Origin of the sequence: Streptomyces sp. NPDC056883 (assembly GCF_042788835.1) — a bacterium.
Classification (GTDB): domain Bacteria; phylum Actinomycetota; class Actinomycetes; order Streptomycetales; family Streptomycetaceae; genus Streptomyces; species Streptomyces stoeckheimensis.
In genome coordinates, this window is record NZ_JBHUBS010000013.1 from 136,088 (window position 1) to 159,285 (window position 23,198).

General features: G+C 70.4%; 26 protein-coding genes. 6 read left to right on the forward strand and 20 right to left on the reverse strand.

Going from position 1 to position 23,198, the window contains the following annotated elements; genetic code table 11:
• The first annotated feature begins 9 nt into the window (after positions 1-9).
• On the forward strand, positions 10-387 hold the full coding sequence (locus tag ACFRU2_RS28255; RefSeq protein WP_382977087.1) for a nuclear transport factor 2 family protein: 378 nt from the start codon (positions 10-12) through the stop codon (positions 385-387).
• 140 nt (positions 388-527) lie between these two features.
• Complete coding sequence (locus ACFRU2_RS28260) at positions 528-1,949, forward strand: hypothetical protein (protein WP_382977089.1); 1,422 nt, start codon at positions 528-530, stop codon at positions 1,947-1,949.
• Here ACFRU2_RS28260 and ACFRU2_RS28265 read toward each other — a convergent pair whose 3' ends face one another.
• Positions 1,950-2,675, reverse strand: coding sequence for a hypothetical protein (locus tag ACFRU2_RS28265; protein WP_382977090.1), 726 nt, complete (start codon positions 2,673-2,675; stop codon positions 1,950-1,952).
• Between the two features lie 53 nt (positions 2,676-2,728).
• Positions 2,729-3,241, reverse strand: a complete 513-nt coding sequence (locus tag ACFRU2_RS28270) for an ATP-binding protein (protein ID WP_382977092.1) — start codon at positions 3,239-3,241, stop codon at positions 2,729-2,731.
• Positions 3,242-3,454: 213 nt separating this feature from the next.
• Here ACFRU2_RS28270 and ACFRU2_RS28275 point away from each other — a divergent pair, with 213 nt between their 5' ends.
• Together ACFRU2_RS28275 and ACFRU2_RS28280 are read left to right on the forward strand one after the other, a co-directional pair.
• On the forward strand, positions 3,455-4,306 hold the full coding sequence (locus tag ACFRU2_RS28275) for a helix-turn-helix domain-containing protein (RefSeq protein WP_382977094.1): 852 nt from the start codon (positions 3,455-3,457) through the stop codon (positions 4,304-4,306).
• A gap of 10 nt (positions 4,307-4,316) precedes the next feature.
• Positions 4,317-4,514, forward strand: coding sequence for a hypothetical protein (locus tag ACFRU2_RS28280; RefSeq protein ID WP_382977096.1), 198 nt, complete (start codon positions 4,317-4,319; stop codon positions 4,512-4,514).
• Between the two features lie 40 nt (positions 4,515-4,554).
• Here the strand turns inward: ACFRU2_RS28280 and ACFRU2_RS28285 are convergent, their stop codons facing one another.
• The 14 genes from ACFRU2_RS28285 to ACFRU2_RS28350 all read right to left on the reverse strand — a co-directional run bounded on the left by ACFRU2_RS28285 (position 4,555) and on the right by ACFRU2_RS28350 (position 15,658).
• Positions 4,555-5,190 (reverse strand): OmpA family protein, encoded by a 636-nt coding sequence (locus tag ACFRU2_RS28285; RefSeq protein WP_382977098.1) that lies wholly within the window; start codon positions 5,188-5,190, stop codon positions 4,555-4,557.
• 4 nt (positions 5,191-5,194) lie between these two features.
• Complete coding sequence (locus ACFRU2_RS28290; protein ID WP_382977100.1) at positions 5,195-5,782, reverse strand: hypothetical protein; 588 nt, start codon at positions 5,780-5,782, stop codon at positions 5,195-5,197.
• 30 nt (positions 5,783-5,812) lie between these two features.
• Entirely contained in the window at positions 5,813-6,409 is a 597-nt protein-coding gene (locus ACFRU2_RS28295) for a pilus assembly protein TadG-related protein (protein ID WP_382977102.1), read from the reverse strand.
• 5 nt (positions 6,410-6,414) lie between these two features.
• Entirely contained in the window at positions 6,415-6,615 is a 201-nt protein-coding gene (locus ACFRU2_RS28300) for a hypothetical protein (protein ID WP_382977104.1), read from the reverse strand.
• Between the two features lie 110 nt (positions 6,616-6,725).
• On the reverse strand, positions 6,726-7,412 hold the full coding sequence (locus ACFRU2_RS28305; protein WP_382977307.1) for a response regulator: 687 nt from the start codon (positions 7,410-7,412) through the stop codon (positions 6,726-6,728).
• Complete coding sequence (locus ACFRU2_RS28310) at positions 7,412-8,650, reverse strand: sensor histidine kinase (protein WP_382977106.1); 1,239 nt, start codon at positions 8,648-8,650, stop codon at positions 7,412-7,414. The genes ACFRU2_RS28305 and ACFRU2_RS28310 overlap by 1 nt, the downstream gene beginning before the upstream one ends.
• A 3-nt stretch (positions 8,651-8,653) precedes the next feature.
• Positions 8,654-9,544: a DUF5936 domain-containing protein gene (locus tag ACFRU2_RS28315; RefSeq protein ID WP_382977309.1), complete on the reverse strand. Its 891-nt coding sequence runs from the start codon at positions 9,542-9,544 to the stop codon at positions 8,654-8,656.
• Positions 9,545-9,557: 13 nt separating this feature from the next.
• Positions 9,558-10,496: a type II secretion system F family protein gene (locus ACFRU2_RS28320; protein ID WP_382977108.1), complete on the reverse strand. Its 939-nt coding sequence runs from the start codon at positions 10,494-10,496 to the stop codon at positions 9,558-9,560.
• Complete coding sequence (locus ACFRU2_RS28325; protein WP_382977110.1) at positions 10,493-11,887, reverse strand: CpaF family protein; 1,395 nt, start codon at positions 11,885-11,887, stop codon at positions 10,493-10,495. The genes ACFRU2_RS28320 and ACFRU2_RS28325 overlap by 4 nt, the downstream gene beginning before the upstream one ends.
• A 7-nt stretch (positions 11,888-11,894) precedes the next feature.
• A complete protein-coding gene (locus tag ACFRU2_RS28330) occupies positions 11,895-12,275 on the reverse strand; it encodes a TadE/TadG family type IV pilus assembly protein (RefSeq protein ID WP_382977112.1) in 381 nt (126 codons plus the stop codon).
• A 1-nt stretch (position 12,276) separates the two neighbouring features.
• The gene (locus ACFRU2_RS28335; protein WP_382977114.1) at positions 12,277-12,657 is read right to left on the reverse strand and encodes a TadE/TadG family type IV pilus assembly protein; all 381 of its coding nucleotides are present in this window, start codon (positions 12,655-12,657) and stop codon (positions 12,277-12,279) included.
• 3 nt (positions 12,658-12,660) lie between these two features.
• Positions 12,661-13,971 (reverse strand): CpaE family protein, encoded by a 1,311-nt coding sequence (locus ACFRU2_RS28340; RefSeq protein ID WP_382977116.1) that lies wholly within the window; start codon positions 13,969-13,971, stop codon positions 12,661-12,663.
• A 7-nt stretch (positions 13,972-13,978) separates the two neighbouring features.
• On the reverse strand, positions 13,979-14,683 hold the full coding sequence (locus ACFRU2_RS28345) for a Flp pilus assembly protein CpaB (RefSeq protein WP_382977118.1): 705 nt from the start codon (positions 14,681-14,683) through the stop codon (positions 13,979-13,981).
• A 39-nt stretch (positions 14,684-14,722) separates the two neighbouring features.
• Positions 14,723-15,658 carry a hypothetical protein gene (locus tag ACFRU2_RS28350; RefSeq protein ID WP_382977311.1) on the reverse strand — a complete coding sequence of 312 codons (936 nt, stop codon included), beginning with the start codon at positions 15,656-15,658 and terminating at the stop codon, positions 14,723-14,725.
• A 315-nt stretch (positions 15,659-15,973) separates the two neighbouring features.
• Between ACFRU2_RS28350 and ACFRU2_RS28355 the strand changes: the two genes are divergently transcribed.
• Together ACFRU2_RS28355 and ACFRU2_RS28360 are read left to right on the forward strand one after the other, a co-directional pair.
• Positions 15,974-17,710 (forward strand): chitinase, encoded by a 1,737-nt coding sequence (locus ACFRU2_RS28355; RefSeq protein ID WP_382977120.1) that lies wholly within the window; start codon positions 15,974-15,976, stop codon positions 17,708-17,710.
• A 110-nt stretch (positions 17,711-17,820) separates the two neighbouring features.
• Positions 17,821-19,158, forward strand: a complete 1,338-nt coding sequence (locus ACFRU2_RS28360; RefSeq protein ID WP_382977122.1) for a M14 family metallopeptidase — start codon at positions 17,821-17,823, stop codon at positions 19,156-19,158.
• Between the two features lie 86 nt (positions 19,159-19,244).
• Here the strand turns inward: ACFRU2_RS28360 and ACFRU2_RS28365 are convergent, their stop codons facing one another.
• From ACFRU2_RS28365 to ACFRU2_RS28380, 4 genes are all read right to left on the reverse strand, one after another.
• Positions 19,245-21,122 (reverse strand): serine/threonine-protein kinase, encoded by a 1,878-nt coding sequence (locus ACFRU2_RS28365; RefSeq protein ID WP_382977124.1) that lies wholly within the window; start codon positions 21,120-21,122, stop codon positions 19,245-19,247.
• Between the two features lie 160 nt (positions 21,123-21,282).
• Complete coding sequence (locus ACFRU2_RS28370; protein ID WP_382977126.1) at positions 21,283-21,777, reverse strand: lamin tail domain-containing protein; 495 nt, start codon at positions 21,775-21,777, stop codon at positions 21,283-21,285.
• A 119-nt stretch (positions 21,778-21,896) separates the two neighbouring features.
• Entirely contained in the window at positions 21,897-22,307 is a 411-nt protein-coding gene (locus tag ACFRU2_RS28375; protein ID WP_382977127.1) for a RidA family protein, read from the reverse strand.
• Entirely contained in the window at positions 22,304-23,077 is a 774-nt protein-coding gene (locus ACFRU2_RS28380) for an IclR family transcriptional regulator (RefSeq protein ID WP_382977129.1), read from the reverse strand. The genes ACFRU2_RS28375 and ACFRU2_RS28380 overlap by 4 nt, the downstream gene beginning before the upstream one ends.
• Positions 23,078-23,198: the final 121 nt, after the last annotated feature.

Here is a 23,198-nt window from a genome sequence, read left to right on the forward strand (position 1 = left end):
GTGTGCCCCATGGAGCCGTTGAGAGTCGTAGAGGCGCTGTGGGACCGGATCCAGGCCCGGGACTGGGAGGGCGTCGCCCTGCTGGTCGCGGAGGACGCGGTCGTCGAGTGGCCGGTCAGCGCCGAACGCATCGTGGGCCGCGAGAACTACGTCGCGGTGAACCGTGAGTATCCGGAGGGCTGGACGATCCGCGTACTGCGGATCGTCGCCGCCGGTGACGAGGTCGTCTCCGAGGTGGAGGTCCCGCACGAAGATCTCGGGGTGTTCCGTGCGGCGTCGTTCTGGACCGTCCGCGACGGACGGATCGTCCGCGGGACGGAGTACTGGACGAGCCTGGGCGCCGACCCGAGCCCGGAGTGGCGGGCGGCTTTGGTCGAACCCATGTAGACGGACGCCGCGGGCTGAAGCCAGGGTTCCCCCTGCTCACCCCACCCACCCCGAGCAACCCTCGTTCCGTGGGCCGCTGTTAGCCTCGCCGGGCATTGATCGAAAACGGGGAAGCGGGAAGCATGCGTACGGGGAAAGCAATGGCAGGCGTCGTCCTGTCGGTCGCCTTGGCAGCCGGTTGCAGCGGCTCGGGCGGCACGGACACCTCACACGGCAAAGGCAAGACCGGCGCCTTCGGTGAGCAGCTCGAAGCGGCCAAGCCGACGGTCAAGCTGAGCGTGCCGCCGCAGTACGACGGGTCCAAGGGCTGGGACGAAATCCTCGGCTGGGTACCCGAATCGGTCGGATCCCTGCCGGTGTCCTCCGTACCCCGCACCGGTCTGGTCGCGCTGCTGTACGGGACCCCCGAGGGGTACACCGTGCGGACCAAGTCCGCCGACGGGAAGGACGGTTGGAGCTCTGCTCCGTGGAAGGCCCCGATCCCCGTCAACGCCGACGAGGGCGGCACCTCCTCCGACGAGGCCGCGGAGATCCCCGACCTGACGGACGTCGAGCTGGACGGTCGCGGCTACGTCGTCGCGTACGCCCACGGCATGAGCGGCAAGGACGCCCTGCACGAGGGCACCGAGGTGGTGCGGCTGGCGGTGTTCCCCGCCGACGCCTCGGGCACGGGGGTCAAGCCCCTGCGCGAGGTGGACGTCCCGGTCAAGGCGTCCCCGCACCAGGTCCGGGTCAGCGCGGACGGCGGGCGGTTGCTGGTCGCGTACGGGAGCCGCGGGATGTACCCGAGCTCGGGGGTCGCCGTGGACGTGACCACCGGGTCCGTCTCCCCGTACAAGGACCCGAACAAGCTCCTCCCCCAGTGCGCGCAGGCCACCCTCTGCCAGCACAGCCGCGTGATGGCGGTGAGCCCCGACGGCCCCCTGGTCTCGATGGGCCTCGGGCACGGCTTCGGCGTACCCGGCCACTGGTTCAGCGACACGGTCCGCCCCGACGGGGTCCAGCCGAAGGAACCCGTCCTCGAAAACTGGAACGGCAGGGCGTACGGGGTGACGAACGGCCGCCTCCTCGCCTCGTGGGTCAACGGAGGGAAGGACGGAGCGCCGGAGCGTCCCCCCACCTGGTCGGTCCACGACGTCCGGACCGGCGCGCTGCTGGCCCGCATGGAGTGCGCGTACAAGGAGACCCCCACCATCCTCGACCAGTCCCCCGAGTACCCGACCATCGCCTCCCCCTCGGGCCGCTACCTCGCGGCCGGCCCGGTCGCCTTCGACCTGGAGCGGAAGCAGGGCATCTGTCTGGAGGGCGACGGCAACCGCAAGACGATCACACTCGCCTCGATCCGCAACGACGGCACGGCCTACGGAGCGGTCGACAACGCCGAGGCCCCGGCCTCCGAAGCGGTGGTCGCCCAGCTCGACCTGAACTCCGCGTCCGGTGACGCGAAGGTACTGGGCGCGGGCGTCGACATCCCGCTCCTGACCGACGTGGGCGGCAGCGGCCTCTTCCTCGCCCGCGACGAGAACAAGATCCTGCGGGTCTCGCTCCGACGAGGCCACTGACTACGGCTTCGGCTTCCGCTTCACCTCGGCCAGGTTCACGCCCTCCTCCTCGGAGGCACCGAACGCTTCGACGGTGACCCCGGTGCCGGTGCCGGTTCCCGTGACCTCGAGAGCGAGCCGGCCTCCCATGAAGCGCAGATCGACCCGCGCCCGGGGCGCGCCCGCGTGGTCCGGCATCCGGTGGATGCGGGCCGCCGGGTATGCGAGCTCCGTCAGCCTCTTCTGCATCGCCTCGTAGCCGGCGGTCTTCGTGTCCTTGAACGCCTCGCTGACGCGCTGGGCCTCCTCGACGCCGAAGCATTCCTCATAGGCGTTCAGGGGCACCTCCTCTTCCGGGTTGGGCGGAGTGGAGTCGGGGTCCGGCTCCGGCGGCGCGGGAGCCTCCGGCAGGGGGACCGGCGTACGTCCGCCCGCGCTCGGAGCACCGGGCTCCCAGCCCGGCAGATCCTCGGGCTTGGGCGGGACTCCCCCGGACGGCAGGTCCTTGGGGAGCACGCCCTTGTCGTTCGCGATGTACTGATTGCAGCGCGGCACGTCCCGGACCATCAGCTCCATGAGCCGCAGCTCCTGGTCCTCGTCGCTCCCCGCAGCATCCGGTACGGCTGCCGCCGAGACGCTGCTGCCCGCGAGGGCCTGGTCGGTGGTGCCCCGGGTGCCGCAGCCGGCGAGAACGGCGCAGCCAAGTACCGCCAGCAGCAGGAACTTCTGGAGGGAGTGTGATCGCATGCCCGCATCTTCCGATGACCGGTTCACCGGCCACATGAGTACGCCTACTCACCTCACCCCGAGCAGGTGGGGGCCAGGTACCCGGCGGCCCCCGCCACCGGCAGGCTGGCCCAGGTCCGCGTCCCGCCGCCGGGCTCCCGGGACTCCCCGAAGCCCCAGGCTCCGCCGCAGTCCCGCACGACGGCGGCCATGACGCGCAGCGCGGTCCGGCGGCGGGCCTCGCAGTGGGCGGCGAGGCGGGGGTGGGTGTGGGGGGTGTGCCCGTCGTAGACCGTGAGGCGGAGCGCGTCTTCGCGGTGGCGGAGGGCGAGGTACAGGCTCCGGCCGGGGTCCAAATACCAAGCCGCGGCGACGAGTTCCCCGACCACCTGCACGGCAGCGGGAACGATCCGGTCCAGCCGGTGCGCGTGGAGCACGGACCGTACGGTGCTGCGTGCGATCTGGGCGCTGTACGGCTCCCCGGGCACGGTCAGGCTGCACGAGAGCCCGTCGGGAGAGGGTGGCTCGTCCGCGGGCGGGCAGGCATCGAAGCAGCCGGGACTGGGGGGCATGAAGGGGCTGAGCATGACGGACTCCCTGTCATGAGCGGGTAGCTCGCGCGGTGGTGGGGGCAGTGGCTCGTCGCCGAGGCCGAGGCATGCCGCGGCGATGCACTTCCAACTCCCTTGCGTGAGCGGTGCATTACCGAATGTAGCGCGAGCGGGCCTTTTTTGGCCCGCCGTCCGGCAGAAGTCAGCCGTTCGTGCACGAGGGCCCGCCGACGCGTAAGACTGCACCCCATGACCGCGAGGACAGCTCCCACCGAGCGCCAGAAGCGACTGGGTTACGAACTGCGCCGAATGCGCACGTCAGCAGGCATGTCGGCCGAGTTCGCGGCGAGCCTCCTCGCTGTGGACCGGGGCGCGATCTCCGCGATGGAGTCGGGCACACGTGCCATCTCGACCGAACGGATCCGAACGCTGGCGGCCAACTGCCAAGTGGACGACGAGCGCTACATCGCCGGGCTCACGGACATGGCCCTGCCCACCGGCCCACGCTGGTGGGACCGCTACCGGGGTCAGGTACCGCAGGGCTTCCTGGACATCGCCGAGTTGGAGTCCCGCAGCATCCGCATGCGGGTTGCCTACCCGCTCCACATGCCGGGGCTGCTCCAGACCTCGGACCACGCTCTCGCCGTGTTCCGCATGGTCATCCCCGCGCTCCCCGAGCACGAGGTCGCACTGCGGCTGGCACTGCGCATCGAGCGCCAGAAGGTCCTGGACGGCGAGAACGCCCCCACGTTCGTGGCCGTCGTGCACGAGGCCGCCCTACGGATGCGGTTCGGCAGTGCGGATGTCCTGCGGGAGCAGCTGAACCACTTGATCCAGCGCTCCGAACAGGAGAACGTGACGTTGCTCGTCCTCCCGTTCGAGGCGGGCGGATTTCCTGGAGCGGGACAGACGGTGCTCTACGCGGAGGGGCCGACGGCGCAGCTCGACACCGTGCAGATCGACAACTCGCACGGGCCCGATTTCCTCCACGCCGAGACCCAACTCGCGAAGTACCGAGGCCATTTCGAGCTGATGGAGCGGCTGGCGCTACCACCGGGGCCCTCCCGGGACTTCATCCGCGCCATCGCGAGCGAACTGTGAGAGGGACACCGTGACCGACGTGACCTGGGAGGACCCCTTCTGCGGTGAGGGGAACTCCTGCTACCGGATCGGCGTGGACGGGGACGGCAACAGCTACATAGCCCTGTCCGGCCAGGAGGACACCTACCTCACGGACACCCGCGAGGCACTGCAACAGCTCATCCGGGACATCAAGGCCGGCAAGGCAGACCACCTGCTGACGGACTGACCCCGCCCCCGCCGAAGCGGCGACGGGGCCCGGTCGCTACCTACTTGCTGCTGCGCGGGAAGGTGATCTCCACGCGGCGGTTCTTCTTGCGGCCTTCCTCGGTGCCGTTGTCGGCGATCGGGTAGTCCTCGCTGTAGCCGCGTACGTCGAAGGTGACGCCGGGATTCGTCACGGTCTTCGCCAGCTCGGCCTGGACCGCGTCGGCGCGCTTCTTCGAGAGTTCCTTGCCGTGCTCGTAGCTGCCCTGGTCGTCGGTGAAACCGAAGACCCGGACGGTGGTGGCCTTCTGGGAGTTGATCTCCTGCGCGATGGCCTGGATACGGGCGGCGGCCTGGGCGTTGAAGATGGCACTGTCCTCGGGGAACATCACCTCGGACTGCAGCGCCATCATGACGGTCTGGTTCGTCTCCTGGCGCCGCTCCTCGCCCCCGAGGTCTTCGACTACCTCCACCATGTCCAGCACCTTGGGGGCTGCGAGGACACCGCCCTGGGGGAGCTTCAGACCTGGAGAGTCGGCCTTGACGGGCACCGGAGCTGAGGCCGAGGCCTCCGTCCCGGGAGGTACGGACGGCGTTACATCATCCGCATACGCGCTGGTCGCTCCGATGAAGTGTGCACCGGCGATGACGAGACCGGCGACGGCCGTGGCCGCGGTGGTGCGATGGCGTTTAGTCATGGAGTCACCCGGAGATTTTGACGGTGGCCGCGGCGAAGCTCGGCAGGCCGAACGTGACCTCGGTCGTACTTGTCGGCGGCGCAGGGTACTGGGCGAAGATGGAGACGCTTTCCCCGGCCTTGATAGGCGTGAGGCCGGTGGTGCATGCACACCTTCCCTCGGTGTCACGCAGCACGTAATACCGCTTCTTGCCTGCAGTATCGACCACAGTGGCCCCTGCGATCGATGCTGGACTGGCGGTCTTCTCGTCACCGCGCCAAGTAGCCATCTGGGAGAACGTCGAGGATCCCGTGTTCTTGATCCGCCCACTGATGGTGAGGTATCCGTCTTGGTTGCGCACAGCCGAATTGATCTCCAAGACGATCCCCGCTGGCCCTTGCGATGTGGCGATGACCTCAACAGGCGCCGATCCCTTTGCATCAGTGGGCGCAGGCTGCGCAGCCTTGCTCTCCTGACTCTGAGGAGTAGCGGACTTCTGCGGATCCTTTGCCTTGTCGTCTCCTCCGCCGCACCCGGCCAACGTGAGGGCCAAGGCCGCCGCAACCGCAACGGCCGCTCCCCCGCGGACCTTCGCCTTCTGCCGCATGCTCATGTACGCCGTTTCCTTGTCTCTCGTTCGATGTCAGTCGGTCAGTCGCACAACGAAGAGTTTCCTCGCCAGCTTGTACAAAGGCCCGGGATCCGACGGATTCACGATGATCACCGTTCCGTCCCGGCACTCAATGTCGACAGGCCCGCCACCCCCGGGTGGTGGCGGGGTGGTCGCGGGCTGCAGGAAGCACCGTGGTTCGATCAAGGCCGTTGCCCTGGCGCGGGCATGCATGTCCTCGGTCCCCGGGATGACCGAGTCCCCGACCGTGCCGTTGGTCATCACCGAGACGGTGAACTCCGGGACGTCAAAAGCGCATTCCGCAGTGGCATCGTTCGTGCCGGCGAAGGCATTCGCCTGGGCGCAGGCCCCCGCGGTATCGAAGCGGCGCCCCCTGATGATCTCCTCCCAGTCCTCCGGTGTGAGGATGAGGAGATCCCTGCCCCTGAACACGTTGTCCCTGACCTCTCGGGCAGCCGCGAGCGCCGCCGCGTCGGCGGCACCCTGCGCATCGCTGCGCGTGGCCCCCGCCATCCCGACGGCGACGAAGGCCAACGCAGCAAAGAGTAGGCATGCCATCATCGCGGCATAGAAGGGGAGAACCTGACCCCGATCACGCGAGCCCGCCACGTCGATTAGCTCGTGATGTCGGTCAAGACCTCTGAGATGGCGTTCGCGATGTTGGCCGCCAGTCCCGACCCGATGATCGCCGCGATGATCAGCGCAATGATCACGATGATCCCCAGGTACTCGAAGACCGTCTGCCCCTCGTCCGCCCCCCGCCGCAGGCGGTTCTTCCGTTCGACGATCGCCTTGAGCAGCTTGAGGTTCTGCATGGGAGTCCTCTCCAGAGCCGGCGCCGTTATCGGTTCGCGGACGGTACTTCGACGCACCAGCAGTTGCAAAGGGTCCCGGGACCCAATTACGGACCCACTGCGCACTCCGTCTACCCATGGCCAGCCACCCCCGGACGGGCGGTTCCCAGCCAACGGGCTATCGCCTCGCTCCTGGTGGCGGTCTGGAGCTTCGCGAAGATCCGGTTGATGTGGTTCTTGACCGTCTTCTCGCTGATAAAGCAACTGGCAGCGATCTGCTGGTTACTCATGCCGGAAGCGATGAGACCCATGACCTCCTCCTCACGCGAACTCAGCCCGAACACTGCATGGTTGGGAAGACGCTCCGAAGACTGTCCCACAGTTCGTTGCGGATGCGAAGAGGCCCGGAGTTCCGTGAGCACCGCGCTCGCCGCCGTCGGGCTGAAGTGTGCGCGGCCCGCGCGGACGTCGCGGACGGCTTCGACGAGGTGATCCGGCGTGAATTCGCCGTGCACCAAGTAGCCGCCCGCACCCAGCAGCAGCGCCTCGCGGACGATCTCCGACTCCTGGCTGTACGTCAGCATCAGCACCGGTGCCAGCCGCACGAGGTGGGGCAGCGCCGAGATGCCGTCCACGCCGGGCATCCGGACGTCCAGCAGGATGACATCCGGGGTGTGGAGGCGCGTCAGGCGGAGGGCTTCCCGCCCGTCCGCCGCCTCCGCGGCCACCTCGATGCCCTCCGCGGTGCCCAGGAGGGCCGCCAGGCCGGCCCGTACGACCGGGTTGTCGTCGGTGATGAGCACGCGCAGCGGCGCCATCACGCACCCCTCCCCGCGGCGAGGGCCGACAGCGGAAGGGCCAGGCGGACCTGTGTCCCCGCCCGCCCGCCCGGGCGGGCTCCTATGTAGAGGCGGGCGCCGATCGCGGCCGCGCGTTCCGCCATGCCGAGCAGGCCGAAACGGCCCGCGCCGTGCAGCGATGCGAGGTCGACTCCGTCCGGGAGGCCGCGGCCGTCGTCCTCGATCACCAGCACCAGTTCGGAGGCGGCGACGGCCGCCTCGACCGTGATCCGCCCGGCTCCCGCATGGCGGCGGGCGTTCTCCAGGGCCTCCCCCGTCACCGCCAGCAAGTGCCGGGCCACCGGGGAGGGCACCACCGGGAGGGTGCCGGTCACGCGCAGCTCAGCAGCGAAGGGGCCGATCCGCGCCCGGAGCTCCGAGGCCAGGGAGACTCCCGGTGCGTCCGGGTCCCGGCGCAGGTCGGCCAGTACGTCCCGGGACTCTGCCACCGCGCGGCGGGCCGCGCCGGACACCAAGGCCGCCTGGCGGCGGAGGGTGGCCGGGTCGGTCGTACGGGTCATGGAGTCGGCGGCCAGGGCGAGGCCGTGCAGGGTCTTCGCGACGGAGTCGTGCAACTCGCGTGCCAGGGCGTCGCGTTCGGCTTGAACCGCCTCCGCCACCGCCAGGCGGGCACGGGTCTCCAGCAGGGCTTGGCCGGCCGTGCCGAAGCGGAGGAGCAGGCTGCGCAGGGAGGCCCCGGCCGCGCCCGCCAGGACGCAGAGCACCGCCAGCGTCAGGGCCTCGGCGACGAACGCCACCACGGCCGCCTGGACCACCGCGTAGACCGCCGCGCCGGGCCGGCCGTAGACGATCCCGGCGAGCAGCGGAGTGCACACCGAGGCGAGGAGGAGCGGGGAGCCGGGGGTGGCCGTCAGGAAGAGGAGTCCGCCGAAGAGGGCCCAGTCGAGCGCCAGGGGCCAGCGGTGGCGCAGGAGCAGCGGTCCGAAGCGCTCCCAGTCGCGGAACAGGACGTAGGACAGCAGGAAGGTGAGCAGGACCGCGCCGCCGGCCAGGTGCGTCGGCGTCCCGGGTGCCGTGCGACTCAGTACCACCGGCGTTCCGAGGGCGATCATCACGAGGCGGAACGCGAAGACCTGACGGCACAGCGCCTGCAGGGCGTTGGCCTGGAGGGCGATCGGCAGCTTCACCGCGGCTCGGGCGGAGGGCCGGTCCCGTGCGGCGGCGAAATCCGTGATGTCGTCCAGCGAGGCGGGCATGGCTCAGCCGCCCCCGAACAGGGCGCCGAAGTCGACGTCGGCTCCGTACACGAACCCGCCGATCAGCAGGATCATGGTCCCGGGGAGCATGAACATCGTGACGACGAAGGTGGCCTTCGGGACGGCCTTGGCGGCCCTGCGGCGGGCGTTCTGAGCGTCCGTGCGCCGCATGTCCTCGGCGATGGCGATCAGGGTGTCCACGATCGGAGAACCCAGTTCCTCGCCCTGCTGGAGGGCGGTGACGAACTGCGCGACCTGCTCGGAGTCGTTCCGTCGGCGCAGCTCGTCGAAGGCCTGGCGGCGGCTGACGCCCATGGTCATCTGCTGGAGGGTGATCCGGATCTCGTCGGACCACGGGCCCTCGTACTTGTCCGCGACCCGCTCCAGCGCGGGCCGGAAGCCGAGCCCGGCGCTGACGACCACGGCGAGGACATCCAGGAAATCCGGCAGGGTCCGGTCGATGTGGTCGCGGCGGATCCGGATCGCCGACCAGAGGCCCGCCTCGATCCAGAACAGGCCGAAGGCGACCATCAGCAGGGCCAGGATCAGCTGGCCGTTGATCAGCATGGCGAAGGCCCCGATGCCGCCAAGGAAGGCGTAGACGGCCCGGCGGGCTGCGTAGCGGTCGATGGTCAGGCCGGACGGGTTGCCCGCGGTGTCGATCTGACGGCGTTTGCGCGCCACCCGGTCGGGGCCCATCAGGCGCAGTATCAGCGGCGCGTAGCGGATGCCGATGCGGTCGATGAGGGAGCCGACGGCCGTCGTGCGGGTGGCGCCGACCTCCAGGGCCAGCATCAGGTCGGACGGGAGTTGGGTGTCGGCGCGGTAGAGGCGGATGCCGTGGAAGATGCCGAAGACCGACAGGCCGACGGCCAGGGCCAGGAGCAGCGCGATCATGCCGGCCTCCTCATACGTCGATCTTGGACAGGCGGCGGATGGCGACGAATCCGAGCGCGAAGAGCCCCAGGGCGACCAGTACGAGGGTCTGCCCGAGGACGGATCCGGTCATCCGGTCCAGCGCGCCCGGCATCATCGCGTCCACCAGGAGCAGCGAGCCGACGCCCATCACCGGCACCAGGTAGGCAGTGGCCGTGACCTGGGACAGCTGCGTACGGACCTCTCGACGGGTCTCCTTGCGCTGCTCCAGCGTCACCGTCAGGTTGCGCAGGCTCCCCACGATGGCTCCGCCCGCGCGGGCGGAGAGGACGAGGGTGGAGACCAGGACGACCAACTCCCGCGAGGGCAGACGCTGCTCGATCTCGCTGAGGGCCTCCTCGATCGAGTGCCCGACCGCGAGCCGGGAGGCCACGCGCGCCAGTTCCTCGCCGGCCGGTGCCTCCAGTTCCTCGGCGGCCATGCCGATGGCCGTCCGCAGGGCCAGGCCGGCCTGGGTGGCGTTGGCGAGGATCCGGGCCAGGTCGGGGAGCTGGTTGATGAAGCGCTCGGTGCGGCGGGCGCGCTGCCAGTTCAGGAAGGCGTTGGCCCCCCACAGGGCGATCAGGCCGGCCACCGGGCCGAAGAACGGTGCCAGGAAGGAGCCGGCCACCAGCCAGATCCCGGCGACCGTGGCCAGCATGTAGACGAAGTACTCGCCGACGCTGAGGTCCAGGCCGGTCACCGCGAGCTTGCTCTCGATGCCGAGGCCCAGTCTGGTGTTCCGCAGGCGCCGGTCCACGCCCGGGAAGCGGCGCCTGCGGCCGAGGGGCGCCGGGAGGCCGGTCGCCGAGAGGCGCTCGATGAGCGCGGCGCGCTGGGCACGGCCCGTGGAGTACGCGTGGATGCCGAGGACCGCCAGCACGCAGGTCAGCAGCGTGGCGCCGAGGGTGAGGGAGATCAGTGGGTTCACAGGGCGGTCCGGTTGATGCGGGCGGGGAGCGGGCCCGTGAGCGGGTCGTGGAAGGGGGCCTGGCGCGGGTCGTGGAGGGGTACGTCCGCCGGGGCGACCCCGAAGGCCTGCGGGATCGGCTGGTTGTTCATGTAGAGGCGGTCGGCGAGCCAGCGGGGCAGTGGGTAGTACTCGAAGCGGCCGTGGACGCGGCCGTCCGGGCCCATGGGCATCGCCGCGAAGCGGCAGACCGTCGTGATGCGGAAGGGCTCGCGTCCGTGTGAGTCGAGGAGGGAGATCTCGGTGATGCGGCGCGTGCCGTCGCCGAAGCGGGTGAGCTGGAGGATGACGTGGACGGCGCTGTTGATCTGGTCCTGGAGCGCCTCGAAGGGGATCTCCACCTCGGACATCGAGGCGAGCGTCTGCAGGCGCATCAGGGCGTCGACGGAACTGTTCGCGTGCACGGTGGCCAGCGAACCGTCGTGGCCGGTGGACATCGCCTGGAGCATGTCGAGCGTCTCGCCGCCGCGGACCTCGCCGACGATGATGCGGTCGGGGCGCATGCGAAGGGAGTTGCGGACGAGGTCGCGGATGGTGATCTCGCCCTTGCCCTCCACGTTCGACGGGCGCGATTCGAGGCGGATGACGTGCGACTGCTGGAGCTGGAGCTCGGCGGAGTCCTCGATGGTGATGATGCGCTCGCCCTCCGGGATCAGGCCGGAGAGGGCATTGAGGAGGGTGGTCTTGCCGGTGCCGGTGGCCCCGGAGACGATCACGTTCAGCTTCGCGGCCACGAGGCCCGACAGCAGCAGGACCATCTGCTCGTCCAGGGATCCCACACCGATCATCTCGTGCAGGGTGAAGGCCCGGGGGAAGCGGCGGATCGTGAGGGTGGCGCCGGTCAGGGAGAGCGGCGGGATGATCACGTTGACGCGCTCGCCGCTGGGCAGGCGGGCGTCGACCATCGGATTGGCCTCGTCCACCCGGCGGTTGACCGTGGAGACGATGCGCTCGATGGTCTGCATCAGCTGCTCGTGCGAGGCGAAGCGGAGCGGGAGCTGCTCCACGCGGCCGGCACGCTCCACGAAGATCTGGTCGGGGCCGTTGACCATGATCTCGGAGATGGTGGGGTCTTCGAGGAGCGGTTCGAGCACGCCGAGGCCGAGGGCCTCGTCCACGACGCGGCGGATGAGCTGGGCGCGCTCGACGGTGGAGAGGACCGGGCCCTCGCGGCTGATGATGTGGCCGAGTACCCGCTCCAGGCGCGCGCGGCGCTCCGCGGGCGCGAGCGCGGACATCTCGGCGAGGTCGATCTCCTCCAGCAGCTTCGCGCGGTACGCGGAAACCAGGCGGCCGTCCTCGCGCGGGTTGTGGCGGTCGTCGGGGGTGTTCACCCTGGAACGAAGGCTCATGGTCCGGTCACCTCGGATCGTCGTTGGGCATGACGGCGGTCCGGGTGACGGTCTGCGGGCCGACTCCGGGCACGATCGACTCGATCGTGATGGTCACCCGCATCCTGACCACGTCCTGCGTGACGTATGGGCTGATGTCCGCTCGCCGCGCGATGCTCGGCCTGATCGCCGCGAGCCCCGCGCGCACGCCCGCGTCCGGCTCGCGCGCCTCGACGCGTGCGGCCGTACGGGCGGCCGTCTCGGCCTGCTGGACCACGTAAGCGGACCAGCCGAGCTGGATTCCGCCGAGCCCGACCAGGAGGAGGAAGGGCAGGAACCCGATGTATTCCAGGGCGACTTGGCCCCGGTCGCCGCGAGCTTCGCGGGCCTTGCGGATCAATCGGTTCATCTCAGTCCTCCTCCTCGTTGCGGGAGCCGCCGTGGCCTTCGATGGGGAAGTCGATGTTGAGGCCCGGGAACAGGACCGGGAGGTTGAGCGTGACCCTGGCCTTGTAGAGGTTCCCGGACACCCCACAGGTCGCGGTCATGGCCCAGGCGCCACCGATGTGCTCGCCCGCGGCCTCCTGGCACGCGCCGTCTCCGTGCACCGCCCCGGCCCGTGCCGCCTCGTCCGCCGCGTTGCCGGCCAGGGAGAAGGCGTAGCCGACCAGCACCATCTCCCAGACCGCCACCACGGCCAGCAGGATGTAGGGCAGCATGCCGACGAACTCGATCGCGACCTGACCCCGGTCACCCCGGCGCGCCCACCGGAACCGTCTCCGACCCGCCACCCCTCAGCCCTCCCGCCCGCGCCGCGTCCAGGACCCGAGGGCCCCCCGGTCTCCGCGCAGCCGCGCCACCGGCCCGGAGCCCCGTACGGCCAGGGCCGCACCGGGCTCGGCCGCCGGGGCGCCCGGGGCGTCCTGCGCCTCCGGGGCGGTCAGCAGCCCCAGCTCCCCCGCCACCGCCCACAGGGCCTGCTTGACCGTCGAGCGGTTGTCGAGGTCCTGTACGCGGCCCGCGTCCACGACGGCCTGGAGTTCCTTGAAGTTGGCCGGCACGGGGGTGCGTACCGACCGGGTCTTGGTGATCTTCTCGATCAGGGCGGGCTGGATCTCGGTCTGCTTGGACCAGCGGTTGACGACCATGGTGGTCTCCTCCGCCTTCCTGACCTGGAGCCGTTCCCACATCCGGACCATCCGCTTGGCCGCCCGTACCGCGACCACGTCGGGGGTGGTGATCAGGACGGCCACGTCCGCGAGCTCCACGGCGGCCGCGTTGGCGCCGGTCACCTGGGTGCCGCAGTCGATGACCACCAGGTCGTAGCGAGCGCGCAGGGCGGCGACCACGTGCCGGGCGGCCCGGTCGTCGACCTCCTCGCCCCGTTCTCCGTCGGCCGGGGCCAGGAGGAGCGCGAGGCCGGTGCGGTCGTCGTAGACCGCGTCCTGGAGGACGCGCGGGGAGATGTCCTGGATGCCGGCGAGGTCGGCGATGGAGCGGCGGAACTGCACGTCGAGGTACGAGCCGACATCGCCGGCCTGGAGGTCCAGGTCGACCAGGGCCGTGCGCCGCCCGGCCGCGACCGCCGCCAGCGCGAACTGCACGGCCGCGAAGGTGGTGCCGACCCCGCCCTTGGCCCCGGTGACCGTGACCACCTTGCCGCCCGGACCGCTGGGCAGTTCCGGGCCCCGGCCCAGGTGGCGGCGTACGCCCACGGACCACTGGGAGGCGGCCTGGACGCGGGCGGCGAGCTCCTCGTAGGCGAGGGGCAGGCCGATCAGGCCGCGGGCGCCGGAGTCCATGGCGGCGGAGAAGAGGGCGGGACTCGCGTCGGAGGTGAGGAGGACGACGCCGACCGCGGGGAAGCGCAGGGCGACCTCGCGGATCAGCTCCAGGGCGGGGAGCGGACCGATCCGCTCGTGGACGAGGACCACCTCGGGCAGCTCGTCGATCGAATCGCTCGCGAGCCGGGCGAGGGTGTCGAGGAGCGAGGTGGAGTCGGGTACGGGGGCGGCCGGTTCGGCGCCCGGGAGCTGGCTGAGCAGGGTGGCGATGGCGCGGGCGGACTCAGGGTCGCCGACCGCGGGGAGGATTCGGGTGGTCATCGGCGCCTCACCGGTCCCCTTCGAGGGTGTAGAAGTGGTCGCCCGGGTTGGGCGCCGAGTCGGTGCCGGGTGCCACCAGGGCCAGCCGTACGTGCACCGCGAAGGACTCGGCGTAGGCGACGCGCTGGGTGTCCTTGGTGGACAGGGCGAAGGTGATCGGGACGGCGTCGACGGGGCTCTTCTTGTCGGCGTCCTTGCTGTCTATGGGGGTGAGCTTGCCGACGTTGATGACGCGGGCGTTGGCCACCATGAGCACGGACAGGTCGGGGTCGGTCGGCTTCTTGCCCTTGTAGGTGCCGATGATGTTGACCTTGGCGCCGGGGGTGACCTTGCCGGCCACGCCCGTGGAGGCGTCGATCATGATCGCGATCTCCTGCTCCCCGGCCTGGAGCTTCGGCTTGTCGACGAACATGTCGTTCTGGAGCAGCGAGCCCTTCTTCAGGGAGGTGAGCGCCAGCTTGTCCTTGAGCACGCCCAGGTCGGTGACGGCGGTATCGGACAGCCACCGCTTGGGGACCGTGACCTCCTCGAACTGGCCCGCCGCCAGGGGGGTGTACGGGGCTATGTCGCCCTTCACCCGGTAGGCGACGACCTCGTTGCCGACCTTGGAATTGACGTCTCCCATCACCACGAGGACTCCGCCGAAGGCGGCGAGTGCGCACAGGACCGACAGGATCAGCAGGATGACGCCGCGGCGCTGGCGTGAGTTCATGGCCGTCTTACCTCGCCGTTCTTCATTCGTTCGGGCCGGTCAGTGTCTGGATCTGGATCTGGGGCGGAGCCGGTCCGCGGAGGTTCCCGCGGATCCCCCGGGTGCCGCGGAGGGCGGCGGGGCCGGTGCGAGGAGCGGGGCGGCGCAGAAGCTGCAGCGGTCGCCGATGAGTTCGAAGCCGCACCAGCGGCATTCCTCGCGGCGGACCGAGGCGACGAGCTGGTAGAGCACGGAGGGGTCCGGGATGGCGGCCGCGAACTCCACCAGCTTCGGTGTGGCCCACCAGGCGGGCGAGTCGGCGGGCAGCGGGTTCTCCATGACGCCCTGGACCCGCCAGGCGGGGGCCAGGTCGGAGGCCACCCAGTCGGAGGTGAGCTGGCCGCGGGCGAAGGTGAGGTGGGTGGCGAAGTCGGGGCCCGGGGGGAGCGTGGCGCCGCCGCCGTGGGTTCCGCCGGAGCCCGAGCCCAGTTTGACCAGGTGCGGGGTCGGGTGGGCCAGTACGGCGAACTGGGCGTTCGGGGACCAGGACTTGGCGTGCGCCTTCAGCCCGACCGGCACCCGGTCCAGCTTGGCCACCGAGCCGAGCAGCGCACCCGCGTAGATGTAGTGCGCGAGTAAACGGGCGGCGGAGGCGAGGACGCCGGGGCTGAAGTCGCAGACGCTGAGCTGGCGCAGCTGACGTACCAGCAGGGCGGTTGCCAGCGGCGGGAGATCTACGTCGACGAGGGCGATCCGGTCGGTTTCCAGGATGGCCCGGACGGTGTGCAGGCGGCGGACGGCGGAGGCGCGGAGCCAGGAGGGCACGAGGACCACCAGGTGGCCGTGGCGCTCCAGCAGGCCGGCCGTCTGGGCGAGCGCGCCGTCGAGGTCGAGCTCCTCGGGCGGCGGCAGTACGGCGGCGGCCGGGGTGTGCCGGTCCGGGGCCGGCAGCACCAGATCGGCGCTGGTGACAGCAATGGCGATCGGCACGCGCATCCCCCCGTTCACCCGGTCATCCACGGGCGTTCCCCTGACCGCGGCGGGTGCGCGCAGCTGCGCGACCGCAAACGATCAACACCCTTCCCCCCTTGCCCCAGCACCATATCCACGTCCTTCCTGACAGGGCAGGGCCTTGCGAATTCCCGTGCCACCGGCACGTGTCGGCGGGGGCGGGTAAATCCGGACAACAAGGATCGGAAGGCGCCGGAAGACGACGGGAACGCCGATCAGATCAAGCCATATCGCAAACACTCTTGACATGGACATTGGACTAGACCAACTTGGCTGCGGGGCACCCCACATGCCCCGGTCATGCGTCCATCACCTCCCCACTCCCCCCACGGAGCCCACGTGAACCGCATACGCTCCCTCGCCATACCGCTCGCCGTCACCCTCGCCGCCGCCGGCCTCACCGCCGTGGCCACCGGCACCGCCCAGGCCGCCGACGTCAACGTCGTCCGCAACGGCGGCTTCGAGTCCGGCCTCGCCAACTGGACCTGCACCTCCGGCAGCGGCGCCGTCGTCTCCTCCCCCGTCTTCGCGGGGGCCGGCGCCCTCAAGGCCACCCCGGCGGGCCAGGACAAGGCCCAGTGCAGCCAGGTCGTCACCGTCAAGCCGAACTCGACCTACACGCTCAGCGAGCAGGTCAACGGCTCGTACGTGTACCTCGGCGCGACCGGGACCGGCACCCAGGACGTCTCCACCTGGACCCCCGGCACCGGCGGCGGCTTCCAGAAGCTGTCCACCACCTTCACCACCGGCCCGAGCACCACCCAGGTCACCGTCTACACCCACGGCTGGTACGGCCAGCCCGGTTTCGTGGTCGACGAGTTCAGCGTCTTCGGCCCCGACGGCGGAGGCGGCACCGACCCCGGTCCGTCCATCCCCGGCGCGCCGTCCGGCAGCGCCGTTTCCGGCCAGAGCTCCAGCGGGCTCACCCTTTCGTGGAACACGGTCAGCGGGGCCGCCGGGTATTACGTGTATCAGGACGGCGTCCGCGTCCAGACCGTGACCTCGGGCACCTCCGCGCAGATCACCGGGCTCGCCGCGTCGACCACGTACTCCTTCCAGGTGAGTGCGTACAACGCGGCCGGCGAGGGCGTGAAGGGTGCGGCCGTCCCCGGCACCACCACGAGCGGCGGGGGCGGCAACCCGAACCCGTCGGTGCCCAAGCACGCGGTGACCGGCTACTGGCAGAACTTCAACAACGGCGCGACCGTCCAGAAGATCTCCGACGTCTCCGCGCAGTACGACATCATCGCCGTCTCCTTCGGCGACGCCACGAGCACGCCGGGCGGCATCACCTTCAACCTCGACTCGGCCGGCCTCGGCGGCTACACGGTCCCCCAGTTCAAGGCGGACATCGCCGCGAAGAAGGCGGCCGGCAAGTCCGTCATCCTGTCCATCGGCGGCGAGGAGGGCACCATCTCGGTCAACGACTCGGCGTCCGCGACCAACCTCGCGAACTCCGCGTACGCGCTGATGCAGGAGTACGGCTTCACCGGGATCGACATCGACCTGGAGAACGGCCTGAACCCGACCTACATGACCCAGGCGCTGAAGGCACTGGCGGCGAAGGCCGGCCCCTCGCTCGTCCTCACCATGGCCCCGCAGACCATCGACATGCAGTCGACGGCGGGCGGCTACTTCAAGACGGCTCTCGCCGTGAAGGACATCCTCACCGTCGTCAACATGCAGTACTACAACAGCGGCGCGATGCTCGGCTGCGACGGCAAGGTCTACTCCCAGGGCTCGGTGGACTTCCTCACCGCGCTGGCCTGCATCCAGCTGGAGGGCGGGCTCGACCCCTCGCAGGTGGGCATCGGCGTCCCGGCCTCCCCCAGCGGCGCGGGCAGCGGCTACGTCTCGCCGACCATCGTGAACAACGCGCTGGACTGCCTGGCCAGGGGTACGAGCTGCGGCAGCTTCAAGCCCTCGAAGACCTACCCGGGGCTGCGCGGCGCGATGACCTGGTCGACCAACTGGGACGCCAAAGCGGGTAGCGCTTGGTCCAACGCGGTGGGTCCCAAGGTCCACGGCCTGCCGTAGCAGGTAGGTGTGTGGGGGTGGCCGATTCGGGTTCTTGACCCGGACATGCCACGAGAGCACGCTGTGCGCGTCCGCACGGCTACCCCCACACTCCCACCCAGGAGAAACGCATGCGGCTCCACCACCGCCGAAGGGCCGCCGTCACGGCGGCCCTTCTCGCGCTCGCGCTCGGCGCACCCGCCTACGGCCTGAGCGCGACGGCAGCACCGCCGCCCGCCCCGTCGACCGCCACCCAGGACGAGTCGATCGTCCAGTACGAGATCCAGGGCCCGTCCACGGCGACGGAACGCACCGCCCTGCTCCGTACCGGCATCTCGATCGACGAGGTGGACGCCCGCTCGGTCGTCGTCAGCGCCGACACGATGCAGGCCAAGAAGCTGCGCGCCCTCGGCTACGAGCTGACCGCGCTGCCCGGACCGCCGGACCGCTCCGACGGGCGCGACATCGCCGCCGGGATCAACGACTTCCCGTCGAAGGACGCGCTCTACCACAACTACGCCGAGGCGAATGCGGAGATCGACCAGCGCATCGCCCAGTACCCCACGCTCATGAGCAAGCGGGTCATCGGAAAGTCGTACCAGGGCCGGGACCTCATCGCGATCAAGATCAGCGACAACGTCGCGACCGACGAGGCCGAGCCCGAGGTGCTCTTCACCGCGCACCAGCACGCCCGCGAGCACCTGACGGTCGAGATGGCCCTCTACCTGCTCAAGGAGTTCGGCTCCAAGTACGGGACGGACTCCAGGGTCACCAACGCGGTCAACGGCCGCGAGATCTGGATCATCCCCGACCTCAACCCCGACGGCGGCGAGTACGACATCGCCTCCGGCTCGTACCGCTCCTGGCGCAAGAACCGGCAGCCGAACGCCGGCTCCTCCTACGTCGGCACGGACGAGAACCGCAACTGGGACTACAAGTGGGGCTGCTGCGGCGGCTCCAGCGGCAGCAAGAGCTCCGAGACCTACCGGGGCCCGGCCGCCGAGTCGGCGCCCGAGGTCAAGGTCGTCTCGGACTTCGTGCGCAGCCGCGTGATCGGCGGCAAGCAGCAGATCACGGCCGCCATCGACTTCCACACGTACAGCGAGCTCGTGCTGTGGCCGTACGGGTGGACGTACAACGACACGGCGCCCGGACTGACCGCCGACGACCTGGCCGTGTACAAGAAGATCGGCACCAGCATGGCGGCCAGCAACGGCTACACGCCGGAGCAGTCGAGCGACCTGTACATCACGGACGGGACGATCGACGACTGGCTGTGGGGCAACCAGAAGATCTTCGCCTACACCTTCGAGATGTACCCGACCGGCTCGGGCGGCGGCGGCTTCTACCCGCCGGACGAGGTCATCGACCGCGAGACGGCGCGCAACAAGGACGCGGTGCTGCAGCTGCTGGAGAACGCGGACTGCATGTACCGGTCGATCGGCAAGCAGGCGCAGTACTGCCCGTAGTGCCTGTCGTACCCGTTGAGCCCGTCGTCATGTGAACCGGGGCGCCCCACCGCCAGGGGGGCGCCCCTTCGCACGTGCCGTCCCGGCTAGTCCTTCTTCGCCCGCTCGGCGTTGCGCCAGATCGTGAGGTCGACGGTGATGTACTGGCTCGACTCCTTCGCCCCCGACTTGCCGCGGTAGGTCGCCACCGCGATGTGTCCGGCGTCGCTCAGGACGCAGACCTCGGATCCGGCCGTGAGCTGGTCGAGGGTGATCCTCTCGGTGAAGCGGGTCACCTTGCGGCAGGTCTCCAGCGAGCCCTTCTCCGAGTTGTTCAGCAGGACCAGCTTCCCGTTCGCGGTGCCGAACTCGTCCTTCCCGAAGGTCGTGTCCCGGTAGTAGAAGAGGTCTCCCTTTCCGTAGTGCACGCCCGCGCCGGTCGACTCCTCCGCCGGACGCGGCGGATTGTCGGCGAGCAGCAGCTGGTGGGACCCGGGCATGTCGATGCCCTTGTACGAGACCGGCTGCGGGTCCACGGGCTTCTGGGCCCCGCCCGGGGAGGCGCTCGCGCTCCCCCCGCTGCCCTTGCTGCCCGACGCCCCGTCCGTACCGCCCTTGTCGCCGTCCGGCAGCAGGGACCCGAGGACGGCCAGCCCGATGACCGCGCCCACGACGGACAGGGTGACGATCAGCCCGGTCCGCTTGGGCTTGGCCGGGGCGGGCGGGTACGTGGGCTGCCCCCACCCGGGCTGCGCGTAGGTGGGCTGGGCGTACGTGGGCTGCGGGCGCGGGGGCTGGGGCTGGGCGTACGCAGGCTGACCGTACGGAGGCTGCGGGTGCGTCGGCCGCCCGTACGCGGGCGGTGTCCCGTAGCCGGTCGGCGCCGTCGGCGGTCCGGTCGGCGCCGGAGCGGGCTGCGCCGCAGCGGCCTGCGTCGGGGCGGCGGCCAGGCCGGTGGGCGTGTAGCCGGGCGCGGCGGCGGGTGCCGCAGGCGCGCTCGCGGCCGGGGGCTGCGCGGAGACCTCGGTCGGAACCGGCGTGGCCGGCCGCGGCGGCGGGGTGGGCGCCGGGGCGGGCAGCAGGTGCACCCGCTCCGTGATGGAACCGGCGACCGCGCGCGGCAGCCAGTCCTCCCCCTGGCGCAGCGGCTCGGCGCCCGCGGCCTCGTTGCACAACGCGATGATGTCGGTCAGCGCCGGCCGGTCGGCCGGGTCGCGGCTGAGGCAACGGGTCACCAGGGGCCGCAGTTCCTCGGGCAGCCCGCCGAGGTCGGGGTCCTCGTGCACGATCCGGTAGAGCACCGCGTGCGAGGGCCCGTCGCCGTAGACGGAGGACCCGATGGCCGCGAAGGCGGCCATCTGGCCGAGGGCGAAGACGTCGGTGGCCGGGGTGATCGTGCCGGCCGAGGCCTGTTCGGGCGCCATGAACGCCGGGGTTCCGATGCTGACGCCCGTGCTGGTCAGGGCGGTGGTGTCGGCCGCGCGGGCGATGCCGAAGTCGATGACGCGCGGGCCGTCGGAGGCGAGGAGGACGTTGGCGGGCTTCAGGTCGCGGTGCACGATGCCCGCGCCGTGGATGACGGTCAGGGCCTCGGCGACCCCGACGGCCAGCAGCAGCACGCTGCGCGGCGGCAGTGCGCCGTGGTGGGCCACGGCGTGCGCGAGGGAGGGGCCGGGCACGTAGGCCGTGGCCAGCCAGGGCTGGGCGCCCTCGGTGTCCGAGTCGATGACGGGGGCGGTGTAGAGCCCCTGGACCCGCTCCGCGGACCGCACTTCCTGCTGGAAGCGCCGCCGGAACTCGGGGTCCTCGCCGAACTCGGACCGGATCACCTTGATGGCGATGGGGCGGCCGCCCGGCGTGTACGAGAGGTACACCTTGCCCATGCCGCCCGCGCCGAGCACCGCTGCGAGCCGGTAGCCGCCCACGACCTCCGGGTCGTCGGCCTTGAGCGGTTGGAAGATTCCTGCCGAAGGTGCGCTGCTCATTGAGGACCCATCCCTGCTAGCGGCGTCCCGGCCCCCGCCGGCGCCCCGAAGTCATCCGTGAGGGTACCCAATGGGCGCTCGGCGTCCGGCCTCGGACCACGAGACCGGAGGCGGGAGTTGGCGGCAGGTTCTGCCGACTCCCGCCTCCGGGCTGCGCCCGTCAGCCGTGGAAGGTGACGTACCCGTTGCCGTCGGCGTCGGACCCGCTCTTGGTGTACGAGTGGGAGTCCGCGGTCGCGCCGGACGGCGTCTTCAGGTAGATCGTGTCGCGGTCGTTGTTCCAGATGAAGTTGCAGCTGCCGCGGTAGGCCACGTTGGACGCGTCGGACTCGGTGCCCTTGCCACCGCGGAGCTTCACGAAGTCACCGGGCTGGAGGTAGTGGTTGGCGGTGAAGGTGAAGCTGTTGCCGGTGGCGTCCCTGACGACGTAGCCCTTGAGGTTGACCGTGGCCGTCGTGGAGTAGTTCTTGATCGTCAGGTACTCGTCACGGGTGTTGCCCGTGGTGCAGCTGTTGGAGTCCGAGCCGGGGGCGTCGTACTGGACTCCGCGGACCTTCAGGGCCGAGCCGGACTCGGCGGCCTGCGCCGGGGTGACGGCGAGGGCCGCGAGCGTGCCCGTGGCGATGGCCGCGGCTATGACAGAGAGCTTGCGCAAGAGAGTTCCCCCCACATGTGTGTACTTGAACGGCGATCAAGATACACACCATGTGGAAGGTTCCCGCAGGTCCGCACATACCGTGAGACGGACCCCAAATCCCCCGCCGGGCAAGCTCCTTAGCCGAGCACCGCGAGGGCGTCGATCTCGATCAGGAGGTCGCCGGGGAGGCCCACGTACACCGTGGTGCGGGCGGAGGGGACCTCCTTGAGGTTCTGCTCCTCGAAGTAGGCGTTGTAGATCTCGTTCATCTCTTCGAAGTGCGTGGTGTCGGTGAGGTAGACGCGCAGCATCATCACGTCGTCCCAGCCTGCGCCGCCCGCCTCCAGCACGGAGCGGACGTTCTCCAGCGTCTGGAGGGTCTGCTCGCGCAGGGTGGGGCCGGCGGGCGTGGGCTCCTGCCCGTCCACGTGCGGGAGGAATCCGACCTGGCCGGCGACCTGGAGGATGTTGCCCTTGCGGACGCCGTGCGAGAACTTCGCGGGCGGGTCGGTGTGGGTGGCGGGGGTGATCGCGATCTTGTCGGTCATGACCTGTGTTCTTCCTGTTCCTGTACGGGGCCCGAGCCTGAGTACTCGCGGCCGATGGCGTCGGCGGTCTGCCGTACGAGCGGGAGGAGTTCGAGCAGCCCCACGACGGAGAGGACCACGCCGGGGGCGGAGACGGACATCGCGGCGACCACGCGGCCGTCGGGTCCGCGGACGGGGGCGGCTAGGCAGTTCAGGGACTCCTCGTGGCCGCCGATGTCCGTGGCCCACCCCTGGGCGCGTACGAGGTCCAGCTCGCGCAGGTACGCGGCGGCGTCGGGGGTGGAGCGGGAGGTGTAGGCCGGGTACTCGATGCGCGCGGCCAGGGCCCGGCGCTCGGCCTCGGGCAGGTCGGCGATGAGCAGCTTGGCCACGGCGGCGACGGTGAGGGGGACGGGCCGGCCGATGCGCGAGTACATCCGGACCGCATAACGGCTGTCGACCTTGTCCACGTAGACGACCTCGTCGTCCTGGTGGAGGGCGAGGTGCACGGTGTGGCCGGTGATCCGGTTCAGTTCCAGCAGGTGCGGGTGCGCGATGTCGCGGACGTCGAGGTTCTCGATGGATTCGGCGGCCAGCGCGAAGAGGGAAGCCCCGAGCCGGTAGCGCCCGTCGCCCTGCCGGTAGACGAAGCCGTGCTCCTGGAGGGTGCGCAGCAGCCGCAGGGCCGTGCTCTTGTGCACGTCGAGCACCTCGGCGACCTCGCCGAGCCCGGCGGGGCCCTTGGCCAGGGCAGGCAGGATCCGGAGCGCCCGCTCCACCGACTGGCTCACTCAGCGTGCCTCCGTACAGAACCGGGGCCCGGCCCCGTTGACCCGTCGTCACCCGGGATGTTAGACAGCATGCAGCGGTGCATGCAACGACTGTTGCACTGTACGCAACAACCGCAATACC

What these genes read in the sequence shown, in the direction of transcription:
- ACFRU2_RS28255 (WP_382977087.1), top strand. Translation starts at nt 10, where the DNA reads ATGGAGCCGTTGAGAGTCGTAGAGGCGCTGTGGGACCGGATCCAGGCC.
- ACFRU2_RS28260 (WP_382977089.1), top strand. Translation starts at nt 528, where the DNA reads ATGGCAGGCGTCGTCCTGTCGGTCGCCTTGGCAGCCGGTTGCAGCGGC.
- ACFRU2_RS28265 (WP_382977090.1), bottom strand. Translation starts at nt 2,675, where the DNA reads ATGCGATCACACTCCCTCCAGAAGTTCCTGCTGCTGGCGGTACTTGGC.
- ACFRU2_RS28270 (WP_382977092.1), bottom strand. Translation starts at nt 3,241, where the DNA reads ATGCTCAGCCCCTTCATGCCCCCCAGTCCCGGCTGCTTCGATGCCTGC.
- ACFRU2_RS28275 (WP_382977094.1), top strand. Translation starts at nt 3,455, where the DNA reads ATGACCGCGAGGACAGCTCCCACCGAGCGCCAGAAGCGACTGGGTTAC.
- ACFRU2_RS28285 (WP_382977098.1), bottom strand. Translation starts at nt 5,190, where the DNA reads ATGACTAAACGCCATCGCACCACCGCGGCCACGGCCGTCGCCGGTCTC.
- ACFRU2_RS28290 (WP_382977100.1), bottom strand. Translation starts at nt 5,782, where the DNA reads ATGAGCATGCGGCAGAAGGCGAAGGTCCGCGGGGGAGCGGCCGTTGCG.
- ACFRU2_RS28300 (WP_382977104.1), bottom strand. Translation starts at nt 6,615, where the DNA reads ATGCAGAACCTCAAGCTGCTCAAGGCGATCGTCGAACGGAAGAACCGC.
- ACFRU2_RS28305 (WP_382977307.1), bottom strand. Translation starts at nt 7,412, where the DNA reads ATGGCGCCGCTGCGCGTGCTCATCACCGACGACAACCCGGTCGTACGG.
- ACFRU2_RS28310 (WP_382977106.1), bottom strand. Translation starts at nt 8,650, where the DNA reads ATGCCCGCCTCGCTGGACGACATCACGGATTTCGCCGCCGCACGGGAC.
- ACFRU2_RS28325 (WP_382977110.1), bottom strand. Translation starts at nt 11,887, where the DNA reads ATGAGCCTTCGTTCCAGGGTGAACACCCCCGACGACCGCCACAACCCG.
- ACFRU2_RS28330 (WP_382977112.1), bottom strand. Translation starts at nt 12,275, where the DNA reads ATGAACCGATTGATCCGCAAGGCCCGCGAAGCTCGCGGCGACCGGGGC.
- ACFRU2_RS28340 (WP_382977116.1), bottom strand. Translation starts at nt 13,971, where the DNA reads ATGACCACCCGAATCCTCCCCGCGGTCGGCGACCCTGAGTCCGCCCGC.
- ACFRU2_RS28345 (WP_382977118.1), bottom strand. Translation starts at nt 14,683, where the DNA reads ATGAACTCACGCCAGCGCCGCGGCGTCATCCTGCTGATCCTGTCGGTC.
- ACFRU2_RS28350 (WP_382977311.1), bottom strand. Translation starts at nt 15,658, where the DNA reads ATGCGCGTGCCGATCGCCATTGCTGTCACCAGCGCCGATCTGGTGCTG.
- ACFRU2_RS28355 (WP_382977120.1), top strand. Translation starts at nt 15,974, where the DNA reads ATGCGTCCATCACCTCCCCACTCCCCCCACGGAGCCCACGTGAACCGC.
- ACFRU2_RS28360 (WP_382977122.1), top strand. Translation starts at nt 17,821, where the DNA reads ATGCGGCTCCACCACCGCCGAAGGGCCGCCGTCACGGCGGCCCTTCTC.
- ACFRU2_RS28365 (WP_382977124.1), bottom strand. Translation starts at nt 21,122, where the DNA reads ATGAGCAGCGCACCTTCGGCAGGAATCTTCCAACCGCTCAAGGCCGAC.
- ACFRU2_RS28375 (WP_382977127.1), bottom strand. Translation starts at nt 22,307, where the DNA reads ATGACCGACAAGATCGCGATCACCCCCGCCACCCACACCGACCCGCCC.